Here is a 22,935-nt window from a genome sequence, read left to right as displayed (position 1 = left end):
TTTATGTGTGACCTCCGTATCCTTAATATAAAACTGATTGAAACTAATAATATTCTCATCATTATCGTCTGAATACCGGTTTAATATTGAGAAAATTAAGTCGGTTAAATTTGTACGCATTGATTTAGATAAGTGATAAATTTTTATCAGTGTTTCACGGTGTGTACTTATCATTTTTTAATGATAAAAACCAGCACTTCAGCCGTGGCATAAGCATCTTCATCTGCGCGATGCGCCTGTGACAGTTCTACACCAAGATGTTCCGCGACCAGATGAAGCTGGTAGCCGGCAACGGAAGGCAGAAAAATACGGACGAGTTCGACCGTATCGAGTGTGTGCACAGGATTATAGGACAGTCCCGCGATTTAAATGCAGACTGTAAAAATGTTAAATCAAAATCGACGTTATGCGCAACGAAAACCGCATCTTCCAGCTGGTTTTTAATATCATCGGCAACGTCTTTAAATTTCGGTGCGCCAATCAGCATATCTGAAGAAATATTCGTCAGCTCGCGGATAAATGGCGACACGGTTGTTTCATCACTTAAAAAAGTATTGTACTGTCCTGTAATTTTAAAATTACGTACGAACACAATACTTAATTGAATGATATTATCTTTTTCTAAATTATTTCCAGTCGTTTCAAGATCGACGACTGCGAATGTTTTATTTAACATTATATCACCAAGCTAAATTTCAATATCGGCACTGATTACCTTATGTATGTTGTGGTCCCCGTCCAAAATGACCAGGTACCCTTCATCAGTAATATCGAGAGCTTTTCCTCTCAGTTTTTCTTTGACAGTTGTAATTGTCAGGTCGCGGTTAAAAATAATTGCCTGGTCGAGCCAGTCATCTTTAATCGAACTGAACGATTCACTTAAAAACTTGTCGTAATAATACTCTATTTTTTTAAACAGCACATCGATAAAATGATTCATATCAAATTCCGAGCCTTTAAGTTCACCGGTTATGGTCGTCGCCGTACCGAGAGCTTCGGTCACAGCTGACGGATTAATATTAATGCCGATACCGCAAACAATAGTTTCTACTATATTATCCGCACTGATGACTTCTGTTAAAAATCCGCATACTTTTTTATCGTTAATTAAAATATCATTCGGCCATTTAATGCCGCTCTTAAGCCCTGCTGCTTCGCGAATTGCTTCGCTGATTGCGAGAGAGATAAATAAATTAAATACAATCATATTCTGATTGCTGATAGCCGGACGCAGCACTAGAGACATGTACAGTCCTGTTTCATCCGGCGACAGCCATTCGCGTTTAAAGCGTCCGCGGCCTTGACTCTGCTCGCCGCTCACAATTACTATATTACCATCATACTGGTCTAAAATCCTGAATGCATGATTTTGTGTAGAGTCAATCGTCTTTTTATAAATCAGCTGATCTAAGAGGCCCGATTTCTCTACAGTCCCGGCCAGCAGCGATTCATTTATTCTATTGGAAGGTTCAACAAGCTTATAACCTTTATTCGTGACGGCTGTAATATTATAGCCGTCCTCTTTCAGCTGCTGAATATTTTTCCAGACAGCTGTCCGTGAGACGCCGAGCTTTGCGAGTCTCGTTCCGGATAAGTAATTACCTTCCATCAGTAAAGACAATATTTCCGTCTTCGTTTGTGACATGTGAATTCACCCAATTAATTATTTCTGATTCGTTATTTTCTATATTCTCTAAAAGTACTTCTTGCTCAATCGTATCCAGACACACGCTTAGCCATGGACCCCCTCGCGCATTTAAAGCGGTCATCAGAGCATTGCCGTTAACAGCGAGTTCGTTTCTGTTGTGTATTACAAGGTGTGGCTCCATGTCGATTGCTGACTGCAGCTGTTCTTTATGATTGGCGCTAAGCAGTTCGTTATTGTTAATTATAACATTTACACTGGTTAAAATGTCCGTCTCATAACGGTATGCAATAAGTTTGATGTTAATCTCGTTTTTTAAATCTTCAAGCAGTTTCAGTGACTGCTTGATAGTCATCTTCTGACGGTTTGACAGCTTGAGTTCACTCAAATGTGCACTTAAGCTGTCGTTGTATATATGTATTACAGCTTCCTCTTCCAGTGACTGTGCTCTGGACTTTAAATATTGTACTTTATCGATATGTTTAAAGAACGGCATATGTGACTTCAAGCCTGTTGCTGCAATCATGTCTTTCGCGCTGTTAACGTTAATACCGCGGTACAGTTTTTCAAGCTCTGCAGTAATCCGTTCAACAGCAACATAATCCAGCCTGCCGGCATGCTGACTGATTGCTTCTTTTGCACCGTCAGCCAGCTCAAAATCAAGCTGCGACATAAAGCGGACTGCACGGAGCATGCGGAGCGCATCTTCACCAAATCGGTCTGAAGCAGTTCCGACAGTGTTTATTATCCTGGCCTTAAGATCTGTGCCGTCATATGGGTCATATAATTTCATATCAGCAGTCATCGCCATCGCATTAATGGTAAAATCCCTGCGGCTTAAATCTTCTTTAAGATGCTGAGTGAAAAATACGTTGTCAGGTCTGCGATGATCCGTATATTCGCCTTCGACACGGTAGGTCGTCACCTCAAATGGCAGCTCATCCATCAGTACAATAATCGTGCCGTGTTCTTTCCCGACATCGATTGTTTTTTCGAATAAAGTCTCAATCTCATCGGGAAGTGCGTTGGTCGTAATATCGACATCGCTGACTGCCCGGCCGAGCGTATAATCACGTACTGCCCCGCCGACAAAATATCCTTCGTAGTTATTATCTTCAAAGCGCTCTATAATTTTTGCGCCGGTCTTAAATAGATTGTGTTCCGTCATTATCTGCACCTGCCAAAAGCTTAGTATATAAATTTTCGTACTCTGTAACGATGTTCTCCATGTCAAAACGTGTCTTTACATCTTTAAGCATCTTTTCCTGCATTGTTTTGTACAGCACATCATCGTTCAACAGTTTAATTAAATGCGCGGCCGCCTGTTTATAATCACCGACATCAACGATATAACCCGTGTCATTGTGCTGAATGACTTCTGAAATCCCGCCTGCCGTCGAGCCGATGGGAATCGCACCGCAGTACATCGCTTCAAGCATTGCGAGACCGAAGCTTTCCTTGGCACTTAACAGTAAAAAAGTATCGCTTAATTTGTAATATGAACTGACGTCTGACTGCTGGCCGGCGAAATGCACACGGTCTTCAATACCGAGATTTTTAACGAGTTCCCTAATACTGTACATGTCGGGACCATCTCCAACAAGGACTAGATGGCAGTCGATCTCTTTCGATGTTTCGTGGAAAGTGTGAACGATATCATCGACATTTTTAATCTTTCTGAAATTAGAAGTATGCATCAATACTTTAGCACCAGGTGGAATATTTAATTTTTCCTTAAGTTCTTTTTTAACGGCTAATCTGTTGTCGGTATTAAAACGGGATTCATCGACGAAATTATAAACAGTCGTAATTTCACTCTCTGGATTAATTAACTCGTACGTCTCCTCTGTCAGACTGTTGCTGACAGACGTAGTGATATCCGAGCCGTCAATGCCGAATTTTATCGCGCTGACCAGTGACATATCGTGTCCGAGCACAGTAATATCAGTCCCGTGCAAAGTTGTGACGATGCCGACATCTTTCTTTTTTGACATCTGCCTTGCCAGAATTCCGCAAACCGCATGCGGAATGGCGTAATGCATATGAATGACATCGAGCTCGTAGCGATCGATGACCTCAGAAATTTTACTCGATAAAGTAATATCATACGGCGGGTATTTAAAGACACTGTAGTCATTTACCTCTGTCCGATGCGTGTATATATTATCATAATTATGCTCCAGCCTGAACGGCACACTCGATGAAATAAAGTGCACCTCGTGCCCGCGGCGAGCCATTTGAATACCAAGTTCCGTAGCGATAACTCCGCTGCCGCCAACACTTGGATAACATGTAATTCCAATTTTCATAATTATGCACCTCTATTGCTTATAGTATCGTTAATCAATGTTAATTATAATGAATATAAGAGTATAAGGGAAATGAATCTGTTTACATTGCTGATATAAGTTGTATGGAAACTCTATGAGTTCACTTCATAGAAATCCAAAACACTCAGAAATTCTATGAACTTACTTCATAGAAATCCAAAACACTCAGAAATCCTATGAACTTACTTCATAGAAATCCAAAACACTCAGAAATCCTATGAACTTACTTCATAGAAATCCAAAACACTCAGAAATCCTATGAACTTACTTCATAGAAATCCAAAACACTCAGAAATCCTATGAACTTACTTCATAGAAATCCAAAACACTCAGAAATCCTATGAACTTACTTCATAGAAATCCAAAACACTCAGAAATCCTATGAACTTACTTCATAGAAATCCAAAACGCTCGGAAATTCTATGAACTTACTTCATAGAAATCCAAAACGCTCGGAAATTCTATGAACTTACTTCATAGAAATCCAAAACGCTCGGAAATTCTATGAGCTTACTTCATAGAAATCCAAAACGCTCGGAAATTCTATGAGCTGATATAATCGTTAAAACACCAGCCCATAACCCCACAAAAAAACAGCCGCATCATCCATCCAGGATAATGCGGCTGTCTCCAACAAAATTATTAGCTTTGGTTTCTTGCGATCATAATAAAGCGTAACAGCTCTGCTACAGCGACTGCTGTTGCGGCAACGTATGTCATTGCTGCAGCGTTCAGTACTTTCTTAGCGTGGCGGTATTCTTTACTGTTCACAATGTTTAATTCTTCGATCTGGTTCATTGCGCGTCTTGATGCGTCAAACTCAACAGGCAGTGTAACGAGCTGGAATAATACGGCGAATGCCATCAGTCCGATTCCTGACCATAATAGAATTTCACCAAGTCCGCCGCCTGCAGCGCTTTGTGCTGCTGTCAGGATAATACCTGCAATAATTAGGAAATACGAGAAGTTGCTTCCTAATTGTGCGAGCGGGAATAATGCTGATCTGAAGTTTAAGAACTTATAGCCGGTAGCATGCTGAATCGCATGGCCGACTTCGTGTGCAGCGACTGCTGTGCCTGCAACGCTCGGGTTGTCGAAGTTGCCGGGAGACAGAACGATTTTTTTGTTTTTCGGGTCGTAGTAGTCTGTCAGGACACCTTGACCGCGTTCAACTGTAACATCGTAAATTCCATTTTCCCGGAGGATGTCTTCTGCAACCTGCTGACCTGTAAGTCCGCTTGTCGAACGTACTTTTGAATACTTGTTAAACGTAGATTTTACATTCATCTGCGCAAGCATTGGTACGACCATTAATATTACAAAGTAGATTATAAGATACAAGTTAGTCCCTCCGTTTAGTTCATAGTACTATTTTACTAAACTGTTTTTACTTAAGTCAATTATTATGTCTAGCCGCGAGTTTATATAACAGCACGAGGACAATCACCGTCAGCCAGAATGCGAGATAGCCTATCTCAGCTACATGCGGATGAAGGTTACCGTATCTCGGGTACTGCATATATACATAATCGATAAAATCATTATGAAACAGCCAGATTGCAGTGACATAAAAATGCCACGGCTTAATTTCGATATAAGGCAGGAACATAAATGCCATCAGCGCCATCGCAGCATGCGAAGCAATGAGCATTAAACCGATCCAGGATACAAAGCCCATATCGATAAAGTTCCAGATATTCATAATAACTGCCCAGACGCCGTATTTTATCAGCGTTGTAAATGCGAGTGCATCTATCAAGCCGAATTTCTTATTAAACAATATTAGTAATATTAATATTGATAAAAACAGCGTTGCTGTCGGGCTGTCGGGCACGAATGGGTAGAAATACCAGGGCGTAATTGACAGCTGTCCGCCGTACCATATATAGCCGTATATTGTACCTCCGACATTGCAGATCAGCAGGAAGACGAGAAATATTCGATTAAACATTAGTTTATATAAGTTATATATCATCATTTCACCTATAAGAAGACCCTTCTGTTGCCAGAAGGGTCATTATTATTATTCTGCTGATTCTTCAGTGTTAGCTGCTTCGTCTCTTGAAGTAAGTTCCAAGCCTGCAACATATTCAGAAATTGCTGTAATTTCTTCGTCTGTAAGCTGACCTTCAAAGGCAGGCATTTCTTCTGTACCATTTCTTACGAATGCATCTACCATCTCAGGAGAAAGATCCGGTTCAATTAAGTTAGGACCTGATCCTCCGGCTAGTTCACCGCCGTGACAGCTCGTACAGCTCGTACGGATTAAGTCATTGAAAACAGGATCTTCTGCGTCTAAGTTAGAGAAGACAATCTGCCCCTGCTGGCTTTGCTGATCCCAGTCGTGATAAGCTACCGATTCCCAAGTTGTATAGAAAATAATACCAATTGCAATCAGCATCATTCCTGATGCAACAGGACGTTTTTTCCAGTGACGTTCTTTTTTGCCGTCAAGCCAAGGTGCAAGTAATAAAGCACCGAAAGCAATACCAGGAATAATCATGGCACCGACAACGTTAAACGGTCCGGAAGCATATGTGTACTTAAGAATCTGATAAAGGAATAGGAAATACCAGTCTGGTAATGGAATATAACCTGTATCAGTTGGATCTGCCATACGCTCAAGCGGTGCTGGATGCGCAACAGTCAAGCATAGAAAACCTATTAAGAATACCGCTCCGACTATCCACTCTTTGAGCAGGTAATCTGGAAAGAACTCCTCTGTACGACCAGGGAATTCTGAATAGTCACGATTTAGTTTTGGTTTGTCGTATTTTTGGATTCGTGAGTCACCGACAAAAGTGAGACCTTTACCGTGTTTCATATAGTTACCCTCCCCTTATAGTGGTCCTGAAATACCTTGTCTACGTATTAAGATAAAGTGTATTGCCATCAATACAAACAGTGCTGCAGGCAGGAAGAATACGTGGATGGCAAAGAACCTTGTAAGTGTCTGAGCACCGATAATTGTCGAATCACCTGCGAGAAGTGTCTTAATCCATTCACCAATGAATGGTACACTTTCTGCAATATCCAAGCCTACTTTAGTAGCGAATAATGCTTTCATGTCCCATGGCAGCAAGTAGCCTGTGAATGCAAGACCGAGCATAACTGCGAATAACAGTACACCAACGACCCAGTTTAATTCACGAGGTGACTTATAAGCACCTGTAAAGAATACTCTGAGAGTATGTAAGAACATCATAACTACTACTAAACTCGCACCCCAGTGGTGCATACCTCTGACGATAACACCGGCTGCTACATCCTGCTGAAGGAAGTACACAGAGTTCCAGGCATTAATAATGTCGGGTACGTAATACATTGTTAAAAACATTCCAGATAAAATCTGGATAACAGTAATAAAGAACGTCAGTCCTCCAAAACAGTAGACGAAAGCTGAGAAGTGGTAGGCAGGGTTAACATGCTCTGGCACTTCGTGATCAGCTACGTCTCTCCAGATCGGAGTGATGTCAATTCTGTCATCAATCCAATCATAAATACGATTTAGCATTTAATTCCCTCCTATACCAATTCATTCTCGTGGACGGCACCGATTGTTAAGAAGCCATCTGATTCTCCAACTTCGAACATATCAAGTGGTCCACGCGGCGGTGTACCCGGTACGTTAGCACCGTTCTTTTCGTAAAGGCCGTTATGACATGGACAGAAGAATCTATCCGGGTTAGCGGCATCACTTGCCCACGAAACCGTACACCCTAAATGTTTACACACAGGCGATAACGCTATGATTTCATTGCCTTCGCGATAAACCCAAGCGAAATCCGTTACCTCACTCACATACCAACCATCTGTTTGTTCGAATGTGAAGTCAACACTAATTGGCTCCTCTGTGATTTCATCAATACTAACACTAGTAGTAATCATGTCACCTGCAGACGATTCCTGGAAAAGTGGATCAAGTGCAAATCTACCCATCGGCAGAATCATACCTGCCGCCATGAACGACCCAACACCCATTAAAGAGTTTCATAAACTGGCGTCTTGTTACTTTTTGCGACATTTTTGTTTCCCCTCCTCAAACGCACATACTTTTACATATAATATAACTAGGACATTTCAATTTTAGCTCATTAAAACTAGGCGGTCAATATGGTTTTCAAATAATTGACACATGATAAACAGAATTGTGTAATTCTACTTTTAATTATTGATTCCACACACCGATAATCTGTTTGATGACAGTTTTCACTTCATCATTAATAATTGAAATTTTCATTTCATTATCCATATCGCTGATTGGGATACTGTTTAATTTATATTGTGGACACCTTCTGTTTCCAGTGCATCGAAAGACAGGCTGACAACATTTTTAAAGCCGTATTCTGTCAGCTGATTCTTATAAGTTTCCAAGGCTGAGCTGTCTTTGTCCACAGTCGTCAGTGACGGCGTGATCATCAGACGCCCTTTCAACTGCTTCTCCAGAATTGTTACCACAGCAACTCCAGGTTATTAGAATGGTGCAGCAGATTGCTGTCGAAATCCACACTCACGACAGGAACGATTGCCGTATCGACAAATTCAATTTCATCTTTTAATACTCTTAAATCACGATTATTATAAAGCACAAATACTAACCTCTTTTATCATTTAGTTTTTGTAGTTCATCAGTTAATTCGAAAAAGCGTTCTTTATCTTTTGATACGAGTGCTTCATCGATTAAGCTTTCGAGTTCTTCAATATCTTCTAATAGAATTTCATCATTTTTCATCAGTTCTTTTGACTTCGCCTGATTATATCGCAGGTCGTTTTTCGCGAAGATAAATTCAACGTACAGTGCATCTGTTTTGTTCAGATTCAGCTCATGGAATATCGTCTCGCCGTTCGCAGTTACAGTACCGTTCTTTTCAAACATTAAAGTCGGACGGTTCGTGCTGCTTTCGGCGATTCTGAGCTTGCGCTCGAGCTCAGAATTTGTAAATGAAATATTATGCGTTATCAGAGGATGGGATTTTATAAAATTTAAAATCCACACTGCAGTATGGTCTTTGAATTCATAATTATATAAGCAATAATTTATAAAATCTTTTTTAAAACTCGTCTTCCTCACCTGCTATTCGCTCGAAATCCAGCTGCCACTCCAGATTATCGGGTTCTAGTTTAATTAGTTTTTCGAGTACATTTTTCTTATTCGGATGATTAATCTCTGTCAGATAGTAATAATAATCTGCATAAAATTCTGATGAATCACCGATTAAGCTTTCAGCATCTTCGTAATATTCAATTGCTTTATCATCGTTTTCGTTTTCAGCTTCGATTTTAGCCAGCAGATAAATTGATTCACCGCTCAGCGAGTTAATATCGAGATGCTTAACGTAGTCATCAATCGTACTTGTCTCACCTGTTTTCAAAATACTTTCAAACAGCATGAGGTAAGCATCATCGTAATCTTCATCAAGCGACGTTGCCAGGCTGAAGTGTTCAATTGCTTCTGCCGGCTTGTTCTGTCTGAAGTAAAGACGTCCGATATGGAAATATATGAGTGCATTTTTATCATTTTCACGCAGGTAGCGGAGCATTGTTTCAAGCGCGTCATCGAGATTATGTTCAGTTTCATAAATGTTCATTAAAAGAATATATGCATTGATAAAGTACGGTTCATTGTCGAGTACTTTTTCAAGCAGTGTTTTCGCACGGTCGTATTCTTTTAAATTATATTCGAGAAGTGCTTCTTTATAAAAGTCTTCGTTTCCGTAAGATTCGTCCGGCACGTTATCGAAATACGCGCGTGCATCGTCGAAATTCAGAAGATTCAAGTTGATATCAGCGAGACGATGATAATGATGCCGTTAACTTCTTCCAGACCTTCGTTCAGCACTGTTTCGTAAAAACGGATGGCTTCTTCAAGATCTCCCGTTGTGTAATAGAGTTCGGCAAGCGCAAAATCGATAATAATATCATCGGTCATTGTTTTCGCATCGAACAATAGTCTGACAGCAACGTCATTTAAGTTCATCTGCTGAAATATTTCAGATTTCAGCATAAGTACTGTCGGTGTTTCCGGGCTGTTGTTAATCAGCGTCAGCGCATCATCGAGACGTGCTTCACTGATATACGAGTCGACGAGATAGCTGATGACGTAATCATCGTGGTCGACATTATCGTTCAAGTGCAGAAACACCTGTCTTGCCTGATGGTCTAGTCCTGCCTGCTGCAGCGCATCGCCGAGTAAAAATAAAGCTTCCAGCGATTCGTCCGAATGAAACTGCTCCAGACTGTTCAGTATATTATTTAAATCTTCTTCCGGATAAGACCCCTGACGGAGTTTATCGATTATACGAAGTATTTCTTCCTGCATATTACCGGTCCTTTCTTAAACCTTCAAGATCGCTTACGAACGAAGGGAACGATACGTCTATTGCGCTCGAATCATCAATTTCAATATTTGTATTTACTGCGATCGCCATAACGATCAGCATCATGATAATGCGGTGGTCATGATAGCCTTTAAAAAGCTGGTCCTGTTTAATTGTACTGTGACCTGGGCTCACTTTAAAGCCGTCATCATACTCTTCAAATGATACACCGAATTTTTCCAGTTCCGCAATAACTGCTGTGATGCGGTCTGTTTCTTTGAATCTTAATTCTTCTGCTCCGCGGACAGTACTTGCTCCGCTGGCGAATACTGCAAGTACAGCGAGAATTGGAATTTCATCAATCAGGCGTGGAATTATATCTCCGTCGATATGGAACGGTTTTAAGTCTGGTGTATACTCTACTCTAATATCGCCGAACTTTTCACCTGTCGAATCGTGTTCGGTAATAGTAATGCTGCCGCCCATTTCTTTGACGACATCGATAATGCCGGCACGCGTTTCGTTCAGAGATACATTTTCAATCGTAATATCAGCACCTTCAGTAATCAGTCCGAGCACGATTAAAAATGCTGCCGATGAAATATCCCCGGCACGGTTACGTCTGCCGCTGAAAGTTTACTGCCGCCGTTCAGTTTAACAGTTGTGTCCGATACGGAAATATCCGCACCGAACTGGGCCATCATAATTTCCGAATGGTTGCGTGACTGATGTGTTTCATGAACGATTGTCTCTCCGTCTGTGAACAGTCCTGCAAAAAGTATCGCACTTTTCACTTGTGCTGAAGCGATCGGCATATCGTATTCAAGCGGTTTTAAAACTGCCGGATAAATATTGACCGGCGGATATTTATCGTTCTTTAAGCTGATGTCAGCACCCATGTCAGACAGCGGTATAACGACGCGGTCCATCGGGCGTTTGGCAATTGTAGCATCACCTTCAACCGATGCGGTAATGTTTTTAAGACCAGCTAAGAGTCCTGTAATTAACCGTGTTGTTGTGCCGCTGTTGCCTGTATACAAAGTTTGTTCAGGTGACGTTAAACTGTCATGACCATTTGAAATGACTTTAAAACCGTCGCCTTCACGCGTTATTTCAGCACCCAGCTGGCGCATATTTTCAAAAGTTCTGAGCGTGTCCGCACTGATTAAGGGCGGTATATATTTGTCGTTCCGTGACTCAGTGCACCGAGCATTAGAGCGCGGTGTGTAATCGACTTATCTCCAGGTACTCTTATGGTGCCTTTAAATGTTCCATTCAGTAATTGCTTCATATGCGCTCCTTTAACGCTGTCAGTATATTTTTAAGTTCTGAAACTTTAATATCTGAGACAGCCAGTGTACTTTGATCTTTAAACAGCACGTAGCTGATAGAGTCATTGCGGTGATTTTTTTTATCTTTCTGCATCAGACTGATCATTTCAGCAATGTCCATTTCTTTAAGCAGCAGAACTGGATAGCCATGATTTTCCATATAAGACATATAGACATCGATGTCGAAGGCTGTATCATTCAGTTCGTTGGATATATAAAGCGCTGCAATAATACCGAGCATAACTGCCTGGCCGTGAGGGATTTTATATTTATATTCCACAGCATGAGCGAGTGTATGGCCTAAGTTTAAAAACTTGCGGCTGCCGCTCTCGTGTTCGTCTTCAATCACGATTTTCATTTTTGTTTCAATGCCTTTAATGATAACGGAGTGAGATTTTGTACATCGATACTGCCCTCAGTCACTGTAAGGAGTTCTTCAAGCGTCTCTGGACTGTGAATCATCGCGTGCTTAAACACTTCACCCGAAACCGCTGAGAATTTGCAGAAGGCAGTGAATCAAGAATTCAAGATCATAGATAACAGCTTTCGGACGGTAAATGCACCGATTAAGTTTTTACCGTGACGAGAATTAATCGCAGTTTTTCCGCCGATAGCGGAATCATGAGCGAGCAGTGTCGTCGGCACGTGAATAGTCCACACCGCGAAGTACCATGCTTGCAATAAAGCCGCCGGCATCCCCCGTGGCACCGCCGCCTATAACGACAATTAGCGAATTGCGTTTAATGCCGGATGCCAGCAGTTCTTCCACAGTGTGCATTAAAGGAGAAACGTATTTAAACGGTTCTCCTCCTGTGACGACCAGCGGTGATTTTATAAATGATAATTTTGTCTCTTTGTATATATCATATACATTTTCATCGATAATATAATATACGGATTCGTACTGTTCGGTATAAGTGTTTAACTTGTTTCCCAAAATATTCCGTGCAACGTGAATTTTATAATTATTATCTTTATAGGCCGTCGAAATATCCATGTTAATACTCGCTTAAACGTTTATTGTACAATTCCAGTGATGCTTTCAGATCACCGAAGTCATCGCTAGGAAACTTGTCTAAAATAGCTTCTGCGACTTCAATGGCAACCATATGTTCAGCAACAATCGAAGCTGCGGGCACTGCACAAGGGTCACTGCGCTCTATCGTTGCAGTAAATGCGTCCTTCGTCTCAATATCGACACTCATTAACGGTTTGTATAAAGTTGGTATCGGCTTCATGACACCGCGGACAACAATCGGCATGCCGGTCGTCATTCCGCCTTCAAAACCGCCTAAGTTGTTTGAGCTGCGGTAAAAACCGTCTTCTGAATCGAATTTAATTTCATCCTGAACTTCAGATCCCGGCGTTTCAGCCATTTTAAAACCCATTCCGAATTCAACACCTTTAAATGCATTGATGCTGACGATGCTGCGTGCAATTTTTGCGTCGAGCTTACGGTCGTAATGAACGTGAGATCCTAAACCTACCGGCGGATTCTCGACGATAACTTCAACGACGCCGCCAAGTGTATCTCCGGCTTTCTTAGCCGCATCAATAACTTCTTCTGCAGCTTTAGTCGCATCATCCGAAATCATACGCACGCTTGAGTTATTTGATTTGTCACTTAAAGTAGCATAATCGTATGCGCTGTCATCTGTGACCTGCCCTATTTTAGTCACGCGGGAAGTAATATTTATATCTAGAGCATGTAATAATTCTTTACAGAGTGCGCCTACAGCGACACGTGCAGTTGTTTCACGTGCAGAAGAACGCTCCAGAATATTGCGGAGATCACGGTGATTATACTTCATACCGCCAACCAGGTCAGCATGACCGGGACGCGGTTTTGTTATAATGCGTTTCATTTCAGCTTCTTCTTCTTTAGTAATCGGCTCGTCACCCATAATATTGACCCAGTGTTTAAAGTCGTCATTATTGACTTCCATCATAATCGGGCTGCCGAGCGTCTTGCCGTGGCGGACACCTGAACCAAATTCGAAAGTATCTTTCTCAATCTGCATGCGGCGGCCGCGGCCGTATCCGCCCTGGCGTTTAAATAACTCTTCCTGCATGCGTTCTTTATTAATTGGAAGGTTCGAAGGGAAGCCTTCGACAATAGCGTTAACTTTCGGGCCGTGCGATTCTCCTGAAGTTAAAAATCTCATTGCAAGCACCTCTATCTGAATTATTTATTTATATTAATATATGAAAAAAAGACTGAGTAATGTTATTACCCAGCCTGGCTGCAAGTTTTAGTAAATCCAAGGGCTATTAGACAGGTTGTAATCTAATACTTCAGATTCGTTGAAGAATAAGTTAATTTCTCTTTCAGCACTTTCAAGTGAATCTGAACCGTGAATGATGTTTTTACCAACAGTTAAACCGAAGTCTCCGCGGATAGTTCCAGGTGCAGCTTCCTGCGGGTTAGTAGATCCTACAACTAAACGTGCAGTTTTAATTACGTTTTCACCTTCAAGAACCATTGCAAAAACAGGTCCAGAAGTAATAAATTCTACAAGCTCGCCGAAGAAAGGTCTTTCACTGTGTTCACCGTAGTGAGTTTTAGCAAGATCTTCAGATACCTGCATCAGTTTAGCACCAACAACTTTGAATCCTTTGTTTTCTAATCTTTCAACGATAGGTCCGATAAGATTTCTTTGGACGCCGTCTGGTTTAATCATAAGAAATGTTTTTTCCATTATAATAAGCTCCCTTAAATATGTTTTCGACTATTATTTTAGCATTATATACAGTGTGTTTACAAACTAATTTCGTCTGTTTTTTAACATACCGGTAATTTCAGTAAAATAATGTCTGATTGGTTCGTCAATATTGCTGATTTCAGCTTCAGCCTGCTCTAAATGCTCTGTACTTACCCGAAGTGCCTGGTCGACTGCATCACTGTTTAGAATATAGTCGATTAATGCACCTGGATTTTCTTTCGTGTCAGAGAATTTTTCCAGCATCGCTTTGAATACTGGATCACTGTCTCTTAAGAGCCACTGGTAATGTGTAATGCCCATTTTTGATATCCGAGTAATTCGGCTTGCCGAGCGTACGTGTACTGCCCGTAAAGTCGAGACAGTCATCGATAATCTGGAAACTCATGCCGATGTGATAACCGTACGTGCGCAGTTTGTCCATCAGCTCATCTTCGAGATGTGCTGCATGCCCGCCGAGTTCGATGCTCAATACGATTAACAGCGCAGTTTTACGGTAAATTTTTCTGAAATACTCATCCAGTGTCTGGGCTGCGTCAAACTGCGTATCGAACTGGATAAGTTCACCCTGCACGATTTCCCGGATGCCTGAAGAATATGTCTCATGGAATTTACGGCTGTCGATTTTACTGACAATCTGCAGTGCGGAAGACAGCAAATAATTTCCTGTGTTGACAGCCTGAAAATAACCGTGCTCGTAAAAGACAGTCGGCTTGCCTCTTCTGAGTTCGCTGTCGTCGATAATATCATCGTGCACAAGTGTTGCCATATGAAGCAGTTCGAGACTCGCACTTGTTTTCAGTACATCATTATAGTGCTCTTTATCCCCTAATTTACCCGCGAGTATAGTAAACATGGGACGAAGTTTCTTTCCCCCAGAGTTAAACAGCTCGAAACTCTTATCATTAACGATTGTACCATTTGGTTTAAGTTCTTCTTTAACAATTTTTTTAACATGGGACAATTCCCCTGCCATAAGTTTCTTTAAAGATTTCACATTGCAGCCTCTAGCGGTTTATATCCGATATGAGTAGCTGCAGTACCAAATGTATGAGGGATTACTTTGATATTTATATATCCGTTCTGATGCATCATCGATTTTAATTCATCTTTTGATAAAAAATTGCTTGTCGATTCATACAGCCACGTGTATTCCTGGCCACTGCCGGCAATCAGCTGACCAAGGTGCGGCATAATTTTACCGAAGTAAATATTAAAACCGTAGTTAATCAACCCGTTTTCCGGATTTGATGTTTCAAGAATAACAAGCTGGCCGCCTGGTTTTAAGACGCGGTAAAATTCCTCGACTGCTTTATTATAGTCAGGCAGATTGCGCAGACCGAATCCAATCGTAATAATATCGAATGAATTATCCTCGTAAGGAAGTTCAGTTGCATCGCCCTGCAGCAGCGTGATGTTTTAATATCAGCTGTTTTTTCAGCGGCTACTTTCAGCATGTTTTCACTGAAATCCAGCCCCGTTATCAGCCTCTTTATTTTCAGCAAGCTGAATAGTCCAGTCACCTGTACCGCAGCACAAATCGAGCACCTGATGGCCCGGTTTCACAAAGATTTCCTTGTTCGTGCGGTTACGCCATATCGTATGCTGATTAAAGCTTATAAATCGTTCATATGGTCGTAATCATCTGAAATGGAATTAAAGATTGTCTGAATTCTGTTTTCTGTTTGCATTAGCGCTCACCTTTTGTATTTATTATGTATGCCAGCTTTGAACGGTCAATGTTTTTAATATAACGGCCGAGTACGTTATCGAGATCAGACGTCACATACCCATTATCTATTAAATACAAAAGCGGTGCAAATAGCAGGTACTTTAATTCACTGTCGGAAACTTCGAGAGCGTCTTCGTAAAGTCTGGATTTTTTAGATGACAGGATTTTGGATATTTCCACCATGTCATGAACGACATCCATTTCACCGTGGCTTGCAAGTGACGAGTAAAACTCGCTGAAATAAAAGTCCCCGGCAAGAACGTGGCTTTCCCGTTCATCAGCAGAAGGTATCCGGTCGAGCTGATTTAAAGCATATGTAAATAAAAGAACCGCATGTGTAACGTGTCTTTTATGAATTATATTTTTACTGTCTGAAAAAAAGTCAGTAATTTCATTTTGATCAAGCTTAGTAATCAATTCAGATAATGCTGAATCGTTATATGGTTGCACGGCTGAGTATTTCATAAATATCACCTTATAAATGAATAGACCTAACGTTTCAAAGTTAGGCCTAGTAGATAAATTATTTAACTGCGTCTTTAAGTGCTTTACCAGCTTTAAATGCAGGTACTTTTGATGCTGGGATTTCGATTTCTTCACCAGACTGCGGGTTGCGGCCTTTTCTTGCAGCACGGTCACGTACTTCAAAGTTACCGAATCCGATTAACTGTACTTTTTCACCATTTTGAAGTGAACCTTGAATTGATTCAAAAACTGCGTCTACTGCAGCTCCTGCTTCTTTTTTTGTAAGGTCAGCTTTGTCGCTGACAGCGTTGATTAAATCTGTCTTATTCATCTGATAGACCTCCTATAATCTGTATAATGATATTATCATTATGTTTTGACTTTACCATACGGCCGTAGGGACTGCAACGGATTTAACCGTTTTTTCCATTAAAAATTGAAGTGACTTAACTTTTATGCACACTTGTCATAAATATTGCTTCGTTATTTTCATCAACTGTCATTTCAGGCGAGTATATCGGCACTATTGGTGTATATTCATACAATACTTCACGAATATCTTCTCCAGTCTCGAATTCGAGACCTTCGTTCTCAATCATCATATTCAGATCATCTCTGTAATCGACGACGAAATCCTGACCGCCGTTGTAATAGACATTAAGTTCCTGTCCTGTATAAGGACTAGTAACTGTCGGATTGTCAGCGAGGTTATAATGCTCAAGGTCAAGCTGATATACGTTAGGGCCGACTTGTTCTCCAAGTTCCACATGTTCACCCATGCCGTTAATCCGGAGGCTGAGTGAGCGGAGCTCTTCGATTATTGCAAGGTCTGCAATTTTTACAGTCGGATCTTCTTCTTCATCGAGTATAACATACTGAAAGTTTCCGCCGTTTTCGTATGCCGTTACCGGAATCTCGCTTAAATATTCCGGTACGACTCTGGTGAATTCAATCGGGTATTCCAAATACTCAACAGCATCTTCAGTCGTTTAATCGGCAGAATGCCGCCTTCAGACTCCTGGAAGTTGTCGACTGCATTCTGGACGTTCTGAATATCTGTTTCAGGCGGAATATTGCTGCCTGCCCGCTGGTCATCCGGATACATGCACCCCGTCAGCACAACGAGTGACAGCGTGAAAGTTAAAAGAAATCCTAATTTACGCATGTGTGGATCCCCCAATGACTAGAATCATCAGCAGAAACGCGAGTATTAAGAGTACCCATGCAATTAAAGAAATAAAGAAAACTGACGAAACGAATAGTAATTACAAACCTTGCCAGATAAATTAATACCGCTGCAAGTGCCATAAAGCCAATCGACACGAATGACACCCACATTAAGTCCATTCTTGAAATATCAAACATACATATACCTCTAACTATTTACTATTTTTTATTTGACTCTCTAATAATTGTTTCAAGCCTTCCGATTCCGAAGTCTTCTCGCGCTTCATCAGCGCGCTGAATGCTTCGTCTTCACTGATTCCATTAAATAAGTAACCGTATAAAACTTTCGTAATCGGCATATCGACATCGTGTATTTCAGCGAGTTCATAAGTTGCTCTGGTCGTATTGACACCTTCGACAACCATGCCCATCTTCTCGGTAGCTTCTTCAAGAGATAAGCCCCCTGCCATCATTTGCCCGCAGCGGTAATTTCTTGAGTGCTGGCTCGTAGCCGTAACGATTAAGTCCCCCATTCCCGTCAATCCGAGGAATGTCAGCGGATTCGCCCCGAGTTTCGTACCGAGACGTGCAATTTCATGGAGCCCGCGTGTAATTACGGCAGCTTTCGGATTATCCCCGAAACCGTAGCCCGCAAGTGCGCCGACAGCAAGTGCGATGATATTCTTCAATGCACCGCCGATTTCAACGCCGACCATATCGTTGTTAACATATACTCTGAAGTAATCCGTCATAAAGACATCCTGAATTACTTCTGCACCTTCTTCACGGATAGACGCAGTACTTACCGTCGTCGGCTGTCTGAGTGCTACTTCTTCCGCGTGACTCGGTCCGCTGAGTACACAGATGTCCGATACGCGGTCTTCATCGAATACTTCTTCAAGCACTTCAGAGACACGGTTGTACGTATTTAATTCAAGTCCTTTTGCGACATGCACAACGAGGACCTGTTTATCTAATTTTTTTAAGAGTTTATTTAACTCAGACGCTACAGAACGCATTGCGTTAACGGGGACAGCCAGTACGAGGATTTCCGCATGTGCTGCTGCTTCTTCCAGTGACGCTGTTGCTGTAATTCCTGGTGACAGCTTAATATTTTTTAAATAACGGCTGTTCGTATGCAACTCATTTATTTCTAAAACATATCTTGATTTCTCCCGTACATCATTACCGATTATTATTGTCATTTAAGACCATGAGAGGCTCGTACCAAAACTACCTGTTCCAATGACTGAGATGTTCATATTGATACCCTACTTTCTAATTTCTTTTACGGGTGATAATGTGAATCGGCGTGCCGGTAAAATCAAATGCTTTACGCAGCTGATTTTCAATATACCGTCTGTAGCTGAAATGCATCAGCTCAACGTCGTTCACGAACAGGACGAATGTCGGCGGTCCAACACTGACCTGCGTACCGTAATAGATGCTTAAACGGCGTCCTGTTGAGTCTGTAGGTGTCGGGTTCATGCTGACACTGTCTACAAGTACTTCGTTCAATGTACTCGACTTCACGCGCATATTACTCGATGCATATGCCTGCTGAATAAGCGGGAATAATGTTTTAAGACGGACTTTAGTCATTGCAGAGACGAAAGTGATTGGTGCGTAATCCAAGTACTGGAAGTTTGCTCTGATATCCAGTTCGAATTCGCGCATTGTTTTTTCATCTTTTTCCACCGCGTCCCATTTGTTGACGACGATAATAATCGCACGTCCTGCTTCATGGGCAAGACCGGCAATTCTCTTGTCCTGTTCACGTATACCTTCTTCACCGTTAATAACGAGCACAACATTGGAACGTTCAATGGCACGAGTGGCACGAAGAACGGAATATTTTTCTGTTGCTTCGTAGACTTTACCGCGCTTTCTCATACCTGCTGTGTCAATCAGTGTGTAAGATTCATCTTCATACGTATAGGCCGTATCTACCGCATCGCGGGTCGTACCGGCTATATCGGAAACGATAACACGTTCCTCGCCGAGAATTGCGTTGACGAGGCTGGATTTACCAACATTCGGACGGCCGATTAATGACACTTTAATAGACGGGTCTTCTCAACTTCAGTTTCCAGAGTTTCAAAGTGCTTGACGATTTCGTCGAGTGCATCACCAAGTCCGAGACCATGTGATCCGGATACCGGCCATGGTTCACCAAGACCGAGCTGGTAAAACTCATATATTTCACTGCGCATTTCATAGTTATCAATTTTGTTTACTGCAAGAACGATGGGTTTCTTTGATTTTTGTAAAATTCTTGCGACGAATAAATCATCGCTCGTTACCCCGTCTCTGCCGTTCACAATCATTAAAATAACATCTGCTTCAAGAATCGCAATTTCCGCCTGCATTTTAATCTGCTGCTGAAACGGCTCATCTTTAATTTCAATACCGCCGGTATCAATTAAATTAAAGTTATAATTTAACCAGTCACCTTCGGCGTACAATCTATCTCTTGTAACACCTGGAGAATCTTCGACAATTGCCTTTCTTTCTCCGATAATTCTGTTAAAAAGCGTGGACTTGCCGACATTCGGCCGCCCTACTACTGCTACTGTTGGTTTATACATTGTTACCCTCCCTGTATGCACATTTATTTTAACACAAATAAAATAAAGAGCGATAGTATCATCGCTCTTTATTTATGAGTGAGTCTAATATTATAAGTCTAAGTTTTTAAAACGATCGCCGAACACGTCACCTAAAGTTGGTGCGTCGTCGTCATTATCATCTGTGTAAACTTGTGTATTTTCTTCGCGCTTAGCCTGTTTAGGTCTAGCCGGAGCTGTTTCTAAAGCTTTAATTGATAGTGAAATTTTCTCGTTATCTTTATCAAGACCGATGATTTTCACTTCGATTTGCTGTTCTTCTTTAAGCACGTCCCCTGGTACATTTACGTGTTCATGTGCAATTTCTGAAATGTGCACAAGACCTTCAACACCCGGTTTGACTTCAACGAATGCACCGAAGTCAACTAAACGTTTAACAGTACCTGTTAACACATCGCCTGTGTTGTGAGTATCGATAAACTTGTTGAATGGAGATTCGCCTGCCTGTTTAATAGATAAGCTGATACGTTCCTGTTCAGGATTTACTTCGAGAACTTTAACTTGCACCTTCTGACCGATTTCAACTGCATCTTCGACACTGTTAACGGCTGTAGCTTAGTTCTGAAATATGAGCAAGACCGTCTACGCTGCCAATGTTGATGAATGCACCGAAAGTAGTAGTACGAACAACTTCACCTTCAATGATGCTGCCGACTTCCAGGTCTTCAAGTTCAGCCTGGCGGTGTTTCGACTTTTCACCTTCTACAATGCGTTTGCGGTTAAGAATTACTCTGTTTTTCTCCTGATCGATATCTTCAACTTTAACTTCCAGAGTCTGGCCGTTGAATTGTTCAAGGTCTTCAATATATTCATCAGAAAGAAGTGATGCAGGAATAAATCCTCTAACGCCAACATCTAATACCAGACCGGCCTTAACTGCTTCTACAACAGTACCTTCAAGCGTTGCATCAGCATTCTGCTTCTGTTTTAAATCTTCATAAGCTTTCTGTTCATCAAGCTTGCGCATTGAAACAATGATGTTTTTAGCATCATCTTCAACTTTGATAACTACTGCAGTGATTGAATCATCAAGTGCAATATATCGTTCGGGTGCTCGATACGTTTGTTTGTAAGCTGACTGATTGGAATTATGCCTTCGTAATCAGAATCATCTACTTGAACTTTTACAAACTTATCTTCGATGTTAAAAATCGTACCTGTTACTGTGTCACCCACTGCAAACGGACTGTTTTCAGCCGTTTCAGTTTCATTTTTCAAATCTGCGTTGTTGTCAGGTGCGTCGTTTGACTGTGTTTCCTCAATGTTTGATTCTTCGTTCTTAATGTCTTCTGTCGCCTGTGCTTGCCTCCATTACTATACAGTGTATTAAATAACTTCTTACAAATCGAACCTTTTGTCAAGTGATTATTCTGAAAATGTAAATTGTTAAGATTTTCTTCCAATTTACGTGTTAAATCCTTGCGGGTATTGCCCGACTCTAAAAATTCTTCGGTGTTAATTGGTTTTCCAAATACTATTGTAACACCCTTTTTACGATTATACTCGCCTTTAATAACAACTGGTACAATCGGTGCTTCGGATTTCGAAGCGATAAAGCTCGCACCTTCCTGCAGATTCTGCAACTGTTTAACGTCGCCTTTGTTGCGGTGCCCTTCAGGGAATATTAACAGACAGCGGTCTTCTTTCAGTGCGTTTATAGAAGTTTTAAGCGCTGCTCTGTCACTTTTTCCGCGCGATACAGGAATTGCATTTAGGCTCGGGAAAACTTGCCGATGACCGGCAGCTCAAATAATTCCGATTTTGCAAAGAATGACAGACGGTCAAGTGCAAGACCGATAAAGGCGGATCAAAATCCGACACGTGGTTTGAGCAGAGCATAACAGGACCTGATGACGGCACTCTGTCTTCGCCGATGATTGTTATTTTAAATCTCAGTTTGTAATAGCATTTAATTAAAAACTTTGCAATTTCATAAATCATTTACTGTACCTCCAGTTTATCTTCGACCAGCTGAATTATTTTCTGTTCTGCTTCATCGATCGATAAATGACTCGTATCGAGAAGGGTGGCATCTTCAGCTTGTACGAGCGGTGAAATTTCTCTCATGCTGTCAAATTCATCACGGCGGATGATTTCTGCAGTCAGTGTAGCGAGATCAATATTGTTGCCGCGTGCAGTTTCTTCAAGCAGCCTGCGTTGTGCTCTGACTGCAGGCGAAGCCTGCATAAAGATTTTAACATCAGCATCCGGCAGCACAGTCGTGCCGATATCTCTGCCGTCCATAACAACATTGCTGGTTCTGCTGATTTCACGCTGCATCTCGACGAGATATGTTCTGACTTCGCCGATTGCAGATACACGGCTGACATTATTAGTGACTTCCGGCGAGCGGATTTCAGCGGATACATCTTTATCATTTAAATATACTTCGTCATTAATGCCGAACGTAATATGAATGTGTGATGCAATATCCTTAATAACACCATCACCATGTTCAAGCACGTACAGTGTGACTGCACGGTACATTGCACCGGTATCGATATATAAAAACTCTAATTTTTTTGCGACGCGTTTTGCGATTGTACTCTTGCCGGCAGCAGCCGGCCCGTCAATAGCGATGCTGATATGTGACATTTGATG

The 22,935-nt window shown here is 41.5% G+C and carries 27 protein-coding genes and 7 pseudogenes; all 34 read right to left on the bottom strand.

The genetic code is table 11. The annotated features are described in order from the left end of the window. Positions 1–170 precede the first annotated feature (170 nt). Positions 171–302 carry a PolC-type DNA polymerase III domain-containing protein gene (locus G4D76_RS15735; RefSeq protein ID WP_256440551.1) on the bottom strand — a complete coding sequence of 44 codons (132 nt, stop codon included), beginning with the start codon at positions 300–302 and terminating at the stop codon, positions 171–173. Continuing rightward, entirely contained in the window at positions 248–676 is a 429-nt protein-coding gene (locus tag G4D76_RS14205; protein ID WP_256440519.1) for a 3'-5' exonuclease, read from the bottom strand. The genes G4D76_RS15735 and G4D76_RS14205 overlap by 55 nt, the downstream gene beginning before the upstream one ends. 12 nt (positions 677–688) lie before the next feature. Further along, a complete protein-coding gene (locus G4D76_RS01590) occupies positions 689–1,645 on the bottom strand; it encodes a biotin--[acetyl-CoA-carboxylase] ligase (protein WP_213810349.1) in 957 nt (318 codons plus the stop codon). Continuing rightward, complete coding sequence (locus tag G4D76_RS01585; RefSeq protein WP_213810348.1) at positions 1,599–2,813, bottom strand: CCA tRNA nucleotidyltransferase; 1,215 nt, start codon at positions 2,811–2,813, stop codon at positions 1,599–1,601. The genes G4D76_RS01590 and G4D76_RS01585 overlap by 47 nt, the downstream gene beginning before the upstream one ends. After that, complete coding sequence (gene bshA / locus G4D76_RS01580) at positions 2,791–3,954, bottom strand: N-acetyl-alpha-D-glucosaminyl L-malate synthase BshA (protein ID WP_213810347.1); 1,164 nt, start codon at positions 3,952–3,954, stop codon at positions 2,791–2,793. Before bshA ends, G4D76_RS01585 begins: the two co-directional genes overlap by 23 nt. 663 nt (positions 3,955–4,617) lie before the next feature. Continuing rightward, positions 4,618–5,316, bottom strand: a complete 699-nt coding sequence (locus G4D76_RS01575) for a zinc metallopeptidase (protein ID WP_256440518.1) — start codon at positions 5,314–5,316, stop codon at positions 4,618–4,620. A 55-nt stretch (positions 5,317–5,371) separates the two neighbouring features. After that, a complete protein-coding gene (locus G4D76_RS01570; protein ID WP_213810346.1) occupies positions 5,372–5,953 on the bottom strand; it encodes a DUF1405 domain-containing protein in 582 nt (193 codons plus the stop codon). Between the two features lie 45 nt (positions 5,954–5,998). Continuing rightward, entirely contained in the window at positions 5,999–6,799 is an 801-nt protein-coding gene (locus G4D76_RS01565) for a menaquinol-cytochrome c reductase cytochrome b/c subunit (RefSeq protein WP_213810345.1), read from the bottom strand. Positions 6,800–6,814: 15 nt separating this feature from the next. After that, positions 6,815–7,489, bottom strand: coding sequence for a menaquinol-cytochrome c reductase cytochrome b subunit (gene qcrB / locus G4D76_RS01560; RefSeq protein ID WP_026858063.1), 675 nt, complete (start codon positions 7,487–7,489; stop codon positions 6,815–6,817). An 11-nt stretch (positions 7,490–7,500) separates the two neighbouring features. Then, positions 7,501–7,999: pseudogene (locus tag G4D76_RS01555) on the bottom strand (ubiquinol-cytochrome c reductase iron-sulfur subunit). Positions 8,000–8,247: 248 nt separating this feature from the next. After that, positions 8,248–8,433, bottom strand: coding sequence for a DUF2487 family protein (locus G4D76_RS14200; RefSeq protein WP_250130098.1), 186 nt, complete (start codon positions 8,431–8,433; stop codon positions 8,248–8,250). After that, the gene (locus G4D76_RS14195) at positions 8,427–8,564 is read right to left on the bottom strand and encodes a YpiF family protein (RefSeq protein ID WP_250130097.1); all 138 of its coding nucleotides are present in this window, start codon (positions 8,562–8,564) and stop codon (positions 8,427–8,429) included. The genes G4D76_RS14200 and G4D76_RS14195 overlap by 7 nt, the downstream gene beginning before the upstream one ends. 5 nt (positions 8,565–8,569) lie before the next feature. Continuing rightward, complete coding sequence (locus G4D76_RS01545; protein ID WP_213810344.1) at positions 8,570–9,046, bottom strand: YpiB family protein; 477 nt, start codon at positions 9,044–9,046, stop codon at positions 8,570–8,572. After that, entirely contained in the window at positions 9,027–9,752 is a 726-nt protein-coding gene (locus G4D76_RS14190; RefSeq protein WP_250130095.1) for a tetratricopeptide repeat protein, read from the bottom strand. Before G4D76_RS14190 ends, G4D76_RS01545 begins: the two co-directional genes overlap by 20 nt. Next, positions 9,749–10,294, bottom strand: a complete 546-nt coding sequence (locus G4D76_RS14185; RefSeq protein ID WP_250130094.1) for a tetratricopeptide repeat protein — start codon at positions 10,292–10,294, stop codon at positions 9,749–9,751. The genes G4D76_RS14190 and G4D76_RS14185 overlap by 4 nt, the downstream gene beginning before the upstream one ends. Before the next feature lies 1 nt (position 10,295). Then, a pseudogene (gene aroA, locus G4D76_RS01535) lies at positions 10,296–11,425 on the bottom strand (3-phosphoshikimate 1-carboxyvinyltransferase). Positions 11,426–11,457: 32 nt separating this feature from the next. Beyond that, positions 11,458–11,583, bottom strand: coding sequence for a hypothetical protein (locus G4D76_RS15730; RefSeq protein WP_256440517.1), 126 nt, complete (start codon positions 11,581–11,583; stop codon positions 11,458–11,460). Continuing rightward, the gene (locus tag G4D76_RS14180; protein ID WP_250130093.1) at positions 11,580–11,981 is read right to left on the bottom strand and encodes a 3-dehydroquinate synthase family protein; all 402 of its coding nucleotides are present in this window, start codon (positions 11,979–11,981) and stop codon (positions 11,580–11,582) included. Before G4D76_RS14180 ends, G4D76_RS15730 begins: the two co-directional genes overlap by 4 nt. 158 nt (positions 11,982–12,139) lie before the next feature. Next, positions 12,140–12,401 (bottom strand): annotated as a pseudogene (locus G4D76_RS14175) (hypothetical protein). Positions 12,402–12,621: 220 nt separating this feature from the next. Beyond that, positions 12,622–13,788 carry a chorismate synthase gene (gene aroC / locus G4D76_RS01525; RefSeq protein WP_213810343.1) on the bottom strand — a complete coding sequence of 389 codons (1,167 nt, stop codon included), beginning with the start codon at positions 13,786–13,788 and terminating at the stop codon, positions 12,622–12,624. A gap of 87 nt (positions 13,789–13,875) precedes the next feature. Continuing rightward, positions 13,876–14,322 carry a nucleoside-diphosphate kinase gene (ndk, locus tag G4D76_RS01520; protein WP_026858071.1) on the bottom strand — a complete coding sequence of 149 codons (447 nt, stop codon included), beginning with the start codon at positions 14,320–14,322 and terminating at the stop codon, positions 13,876–13,878. A gap of 66 nt (positions 14,323–14,388) precedes the next feature. Beyond that, positions 14,389–14,646: a hypothetical protein gene (locus G4D76_RS14170; RefSeq protein WP_250130092.1), complete on the bottom strand. Its 258-nt coding sequence runs from the start codon at positions 14,644–14,646 to the stop codon at positions 14,389–14,391. Then, positions 14,606–15,340, bottom strand: coding sequence for a polyprenyl synthetase family protein (locus tag G4D76_RS01515; RefSeq protein WP_250130091.1), 735 nt, complete (start codon positions 15,338–15,340; stop codon positions 14,606–14,608). The genes G4D76_RS14170 and G4D76_RS01515 overlap by 41 nt, the downstream gene beginning before the upstream one ends. Next, positions 15,337–15,909: pseudogene (locus G4D76_RS01510) on the bottom strand (ubiquinone/menaquinone biosynthesis methyltransferase). Before G4D76_RS01510 ends, G4D76_RS01515 begins: the two are co-directional and overlap by 4 nt. A 124-nt stretch (positions 15,910–16,033) precedes the next feature. Then, a complete protein-coding gene (locus G4D76_RS01505) occupies positions 16,034–16,540 on the bottom strand; it encodes a hypothetical protein (protein ID WP_213810342.1) in 507 nt (168 codons plus the stop codon). A gap of 58 nt (positions 16,541–16,598) precedes the next feature. Next, positions 16,599–16,871, bottom strand: a complete 273-nt coding sequence (locus tag G4D76_RS01500) for an HU family DNA-binding protein (protein ID WP_026858074.1) — start codon at positions 16,869–16,871, stop codon at positions 16,599–16,601. Positions 16,872–16,986: 115 nt separating this feature from the next. Continuing rightward, positions 16,987–17,505 (bottom strand): hypothetical protein, encoded by a 519-nt coding sequence (locus G4D76_RS01495; protein WP_250130090.1) that lies wholly within the window; start codon positions 17,503–17,505, stop codon positions 16,987–16,989. Beyond that, positions 17,460–17,705, bottom strand: coding sequence for a hypothetical protein (locus G4D76_RS14165; protein ID WP_250130089.1), 246 nt, complete (start codon positions 17,703–17,705; stop codon positions 17,460–17,462). The genes G4D76_RS01495 and G4D76_RS14165 overlap by 46 nt, the downstream gene beginning before the upstream one ends. Further along, entirely contained in the window at positions 17,693–17,848 is a 156-nt protein-coding gene (locus G4D76_RS01490; RefSeq protein WP_250130269.1) for a hypothetical protein, read from the bottom strand. The genes G4D76_RS14165 and G4D76_RS01490 overlap by 13 nt, the downstream gene beginning before the upstream one ends. Positions 17,849–17,919: 71 nt before the next feature. Further along, positions 17,920–18,969, bottom strand: a pseudogene (locus G4D76_RS01485) (NAD(P)H-dependent glycerol-3-phosphate dehydrogenase). Positions 18,970–18,985: 16 nt separating this feature from the next. Further along, positions 18,986–20,295: pseudogene (gene der / locus G4D76_RS01480) on the bottom strand (ribosome biogenesis GTPase Der). 90 nt (positions 20,296–20,385) lie between these two features. Further along, a pseudogene (gene rpsA / locus G4D76_RS01475) lies at positions 20,386–21,552 on the bottom strand (30S ribosomal protein S1). Continuing rightward, on the bottom strand, positions 21,549–22,040 hold the full coding sequence (locus tag G4D76_RS01470; protein WP_250130268.1) for a lysophospholipid acyltransferase family protein: 492 nt from the start codon (positions 22,038–22,040) through the stop codon (positions 21,549–21,551). Before G4D76_RS01470 ends, rpsA begins: the two are co-directional and overlap by 4 nt. 235 nt (positions 22,041–22,275) lie before the next feature. Beyond that, the gene (gene cmk / locus G4D76_RS01465; RefSeq protein WP_213810341.1) at positions 22,276–22,929 is read right to left on the bottom strand and encodes a (d)CMP kinase; all 654 of its coding nucleotides are present in this window, start codon (positions 22,927–22,929) and stop codon (positions 22,276–22,278) included. Positions 22,930–22,935 lie beyond the last annotated feature (6 nt).

This window comes from Jeotgalicoccus sp. WY2, assembly GCF_018437745.1.
Taxonomy (GTDB): Bacteria; Bacillota; Bacilli; order Staphylococcales; family Salinicoccaceae; genus Jeotgalicoccus; species Jeotgalicoccus psychrophilus.
Note: the sequence above shows the minus strand (reverse complement) of the source record. Positions and strands in the feature narration are given on the sequence as shown.

Coding starts and splice junctions, on each gene's coding strand:
- G4D76_RS01565 (WP_213810345.1), bottom strand. CDS start 6,799: ATGAAACACGGTAAAGGTCTCACTTTTGTCGGTGACTCACGAATCCAA.
- G4D76_RS14165 (WP_250130089.1), bottom strand. CDS start 17,705: ATGCGTAAATTAGGATTTCTTTTAACTTTCACGCTGTCACTCGTTGTG.
- bshA (WP_213810347.1), bottom strand. CDS start 3,954: ATGAAAATTGGAATTACATGTTATCCAAGTGTTGGCGGCAGCGGAGTT.
- G4D76_RS14180 (WP_250130093.1), bottom strand. CDS start 11,981: ATGAAAATCGTGATTGAAGACGAACACGAGAGCGGCAGCCGCAAGTTT.
- G4D76_RS15730 (WP_256440517.1), bottom strand. CDS start 11,583: ATGAAGCAATTACTGAATGGAACATTTAAAGGCACCATAAGAGTACCT.
- G4D76_RS01500 (WP_026858074.1), bottom strand. CDS start 16,871: ATGAATAAGACAGATTTAATCAACGCTGTCAGCGACAAAGCTGACCTT.
- G4D76_RS01585 (WP_213810348.1), bottom strand. CDS start 2,813: ATGACGGAACACAATCTATTTAAGACCGGCGCAAAAATTATAGAGCGC.
- aroC (WP_213810343.1), bottom strand. CDS start 13,788: ATGAGATTTTTAACTTCAGGAGAATCGCACGGCCCGAAAGTTAACGCT.
- cmk (WP_213810341.1), bottom strand. CDS start 22,929: ATGTCACATATCAGCATCGCTATTGACGGGCCGGCTGCTGCCGGCAAG.
- G4D76_RS14205 (WP_256440519.1), bottom strand. CDS start 676: ATGTTAAATAAAACATTCGCAGTCGTCGATCTTGAAACGACTGGAAAT.
- G4D76_RS14185 (WP_250130094.1), bottom strand. CDS start 10,294: ATGCAGGAAGAAATACTTCGTATAATCGATAAACTCCGTCAGGGGTCT.
- G4D76_RS01505 (WP_213810342.1), bottom strand. CDS start 16,540: ATGAAATACTCAGCCGTGCAACCATATAACGATTCAGCATTATCTGAA.
- G4D76_RS01590 (WP_213810349.1), bottom strand. CDS start 1,645: ATGTCACAAACGAAGACGGAAATATTGTCTTTACTGATGGAAGGTAAT.
- G4D76_RS14170 (WP_250130092.1), bottom strand. CDS start 14,646: ATGGGCATTACACATTACCAGTGGCTCTTAAGAGACAGTGATCCAGTA.
- ndk (WP_026858071.1), bottom strand. CDS start 14,322: ATGGAAAAAACATTTCTTATGATTAAACCAGACGGCGTCCAAAGAAAT.
- G4D76_RS01570 (WP_213810346.1), bottom strand. CDS start 5,953: ATGATGATATATAACTTATATAAACTAATGTTTAATCGAATATTTCTC.
- qcrB (WP_026858063.1), bottom strand. CDS start 7,489: ATGCTAAATCGTATTTATGATTGGATTGATGACAGAATTGACATCACT.
- G4D76_RS01490 (WP_250130269.1), bottom strand. CDS start 17,848: ATGGCACTTGCAGCGGTATTAATTTATCTGGCAAGGTTTGTAATTACT.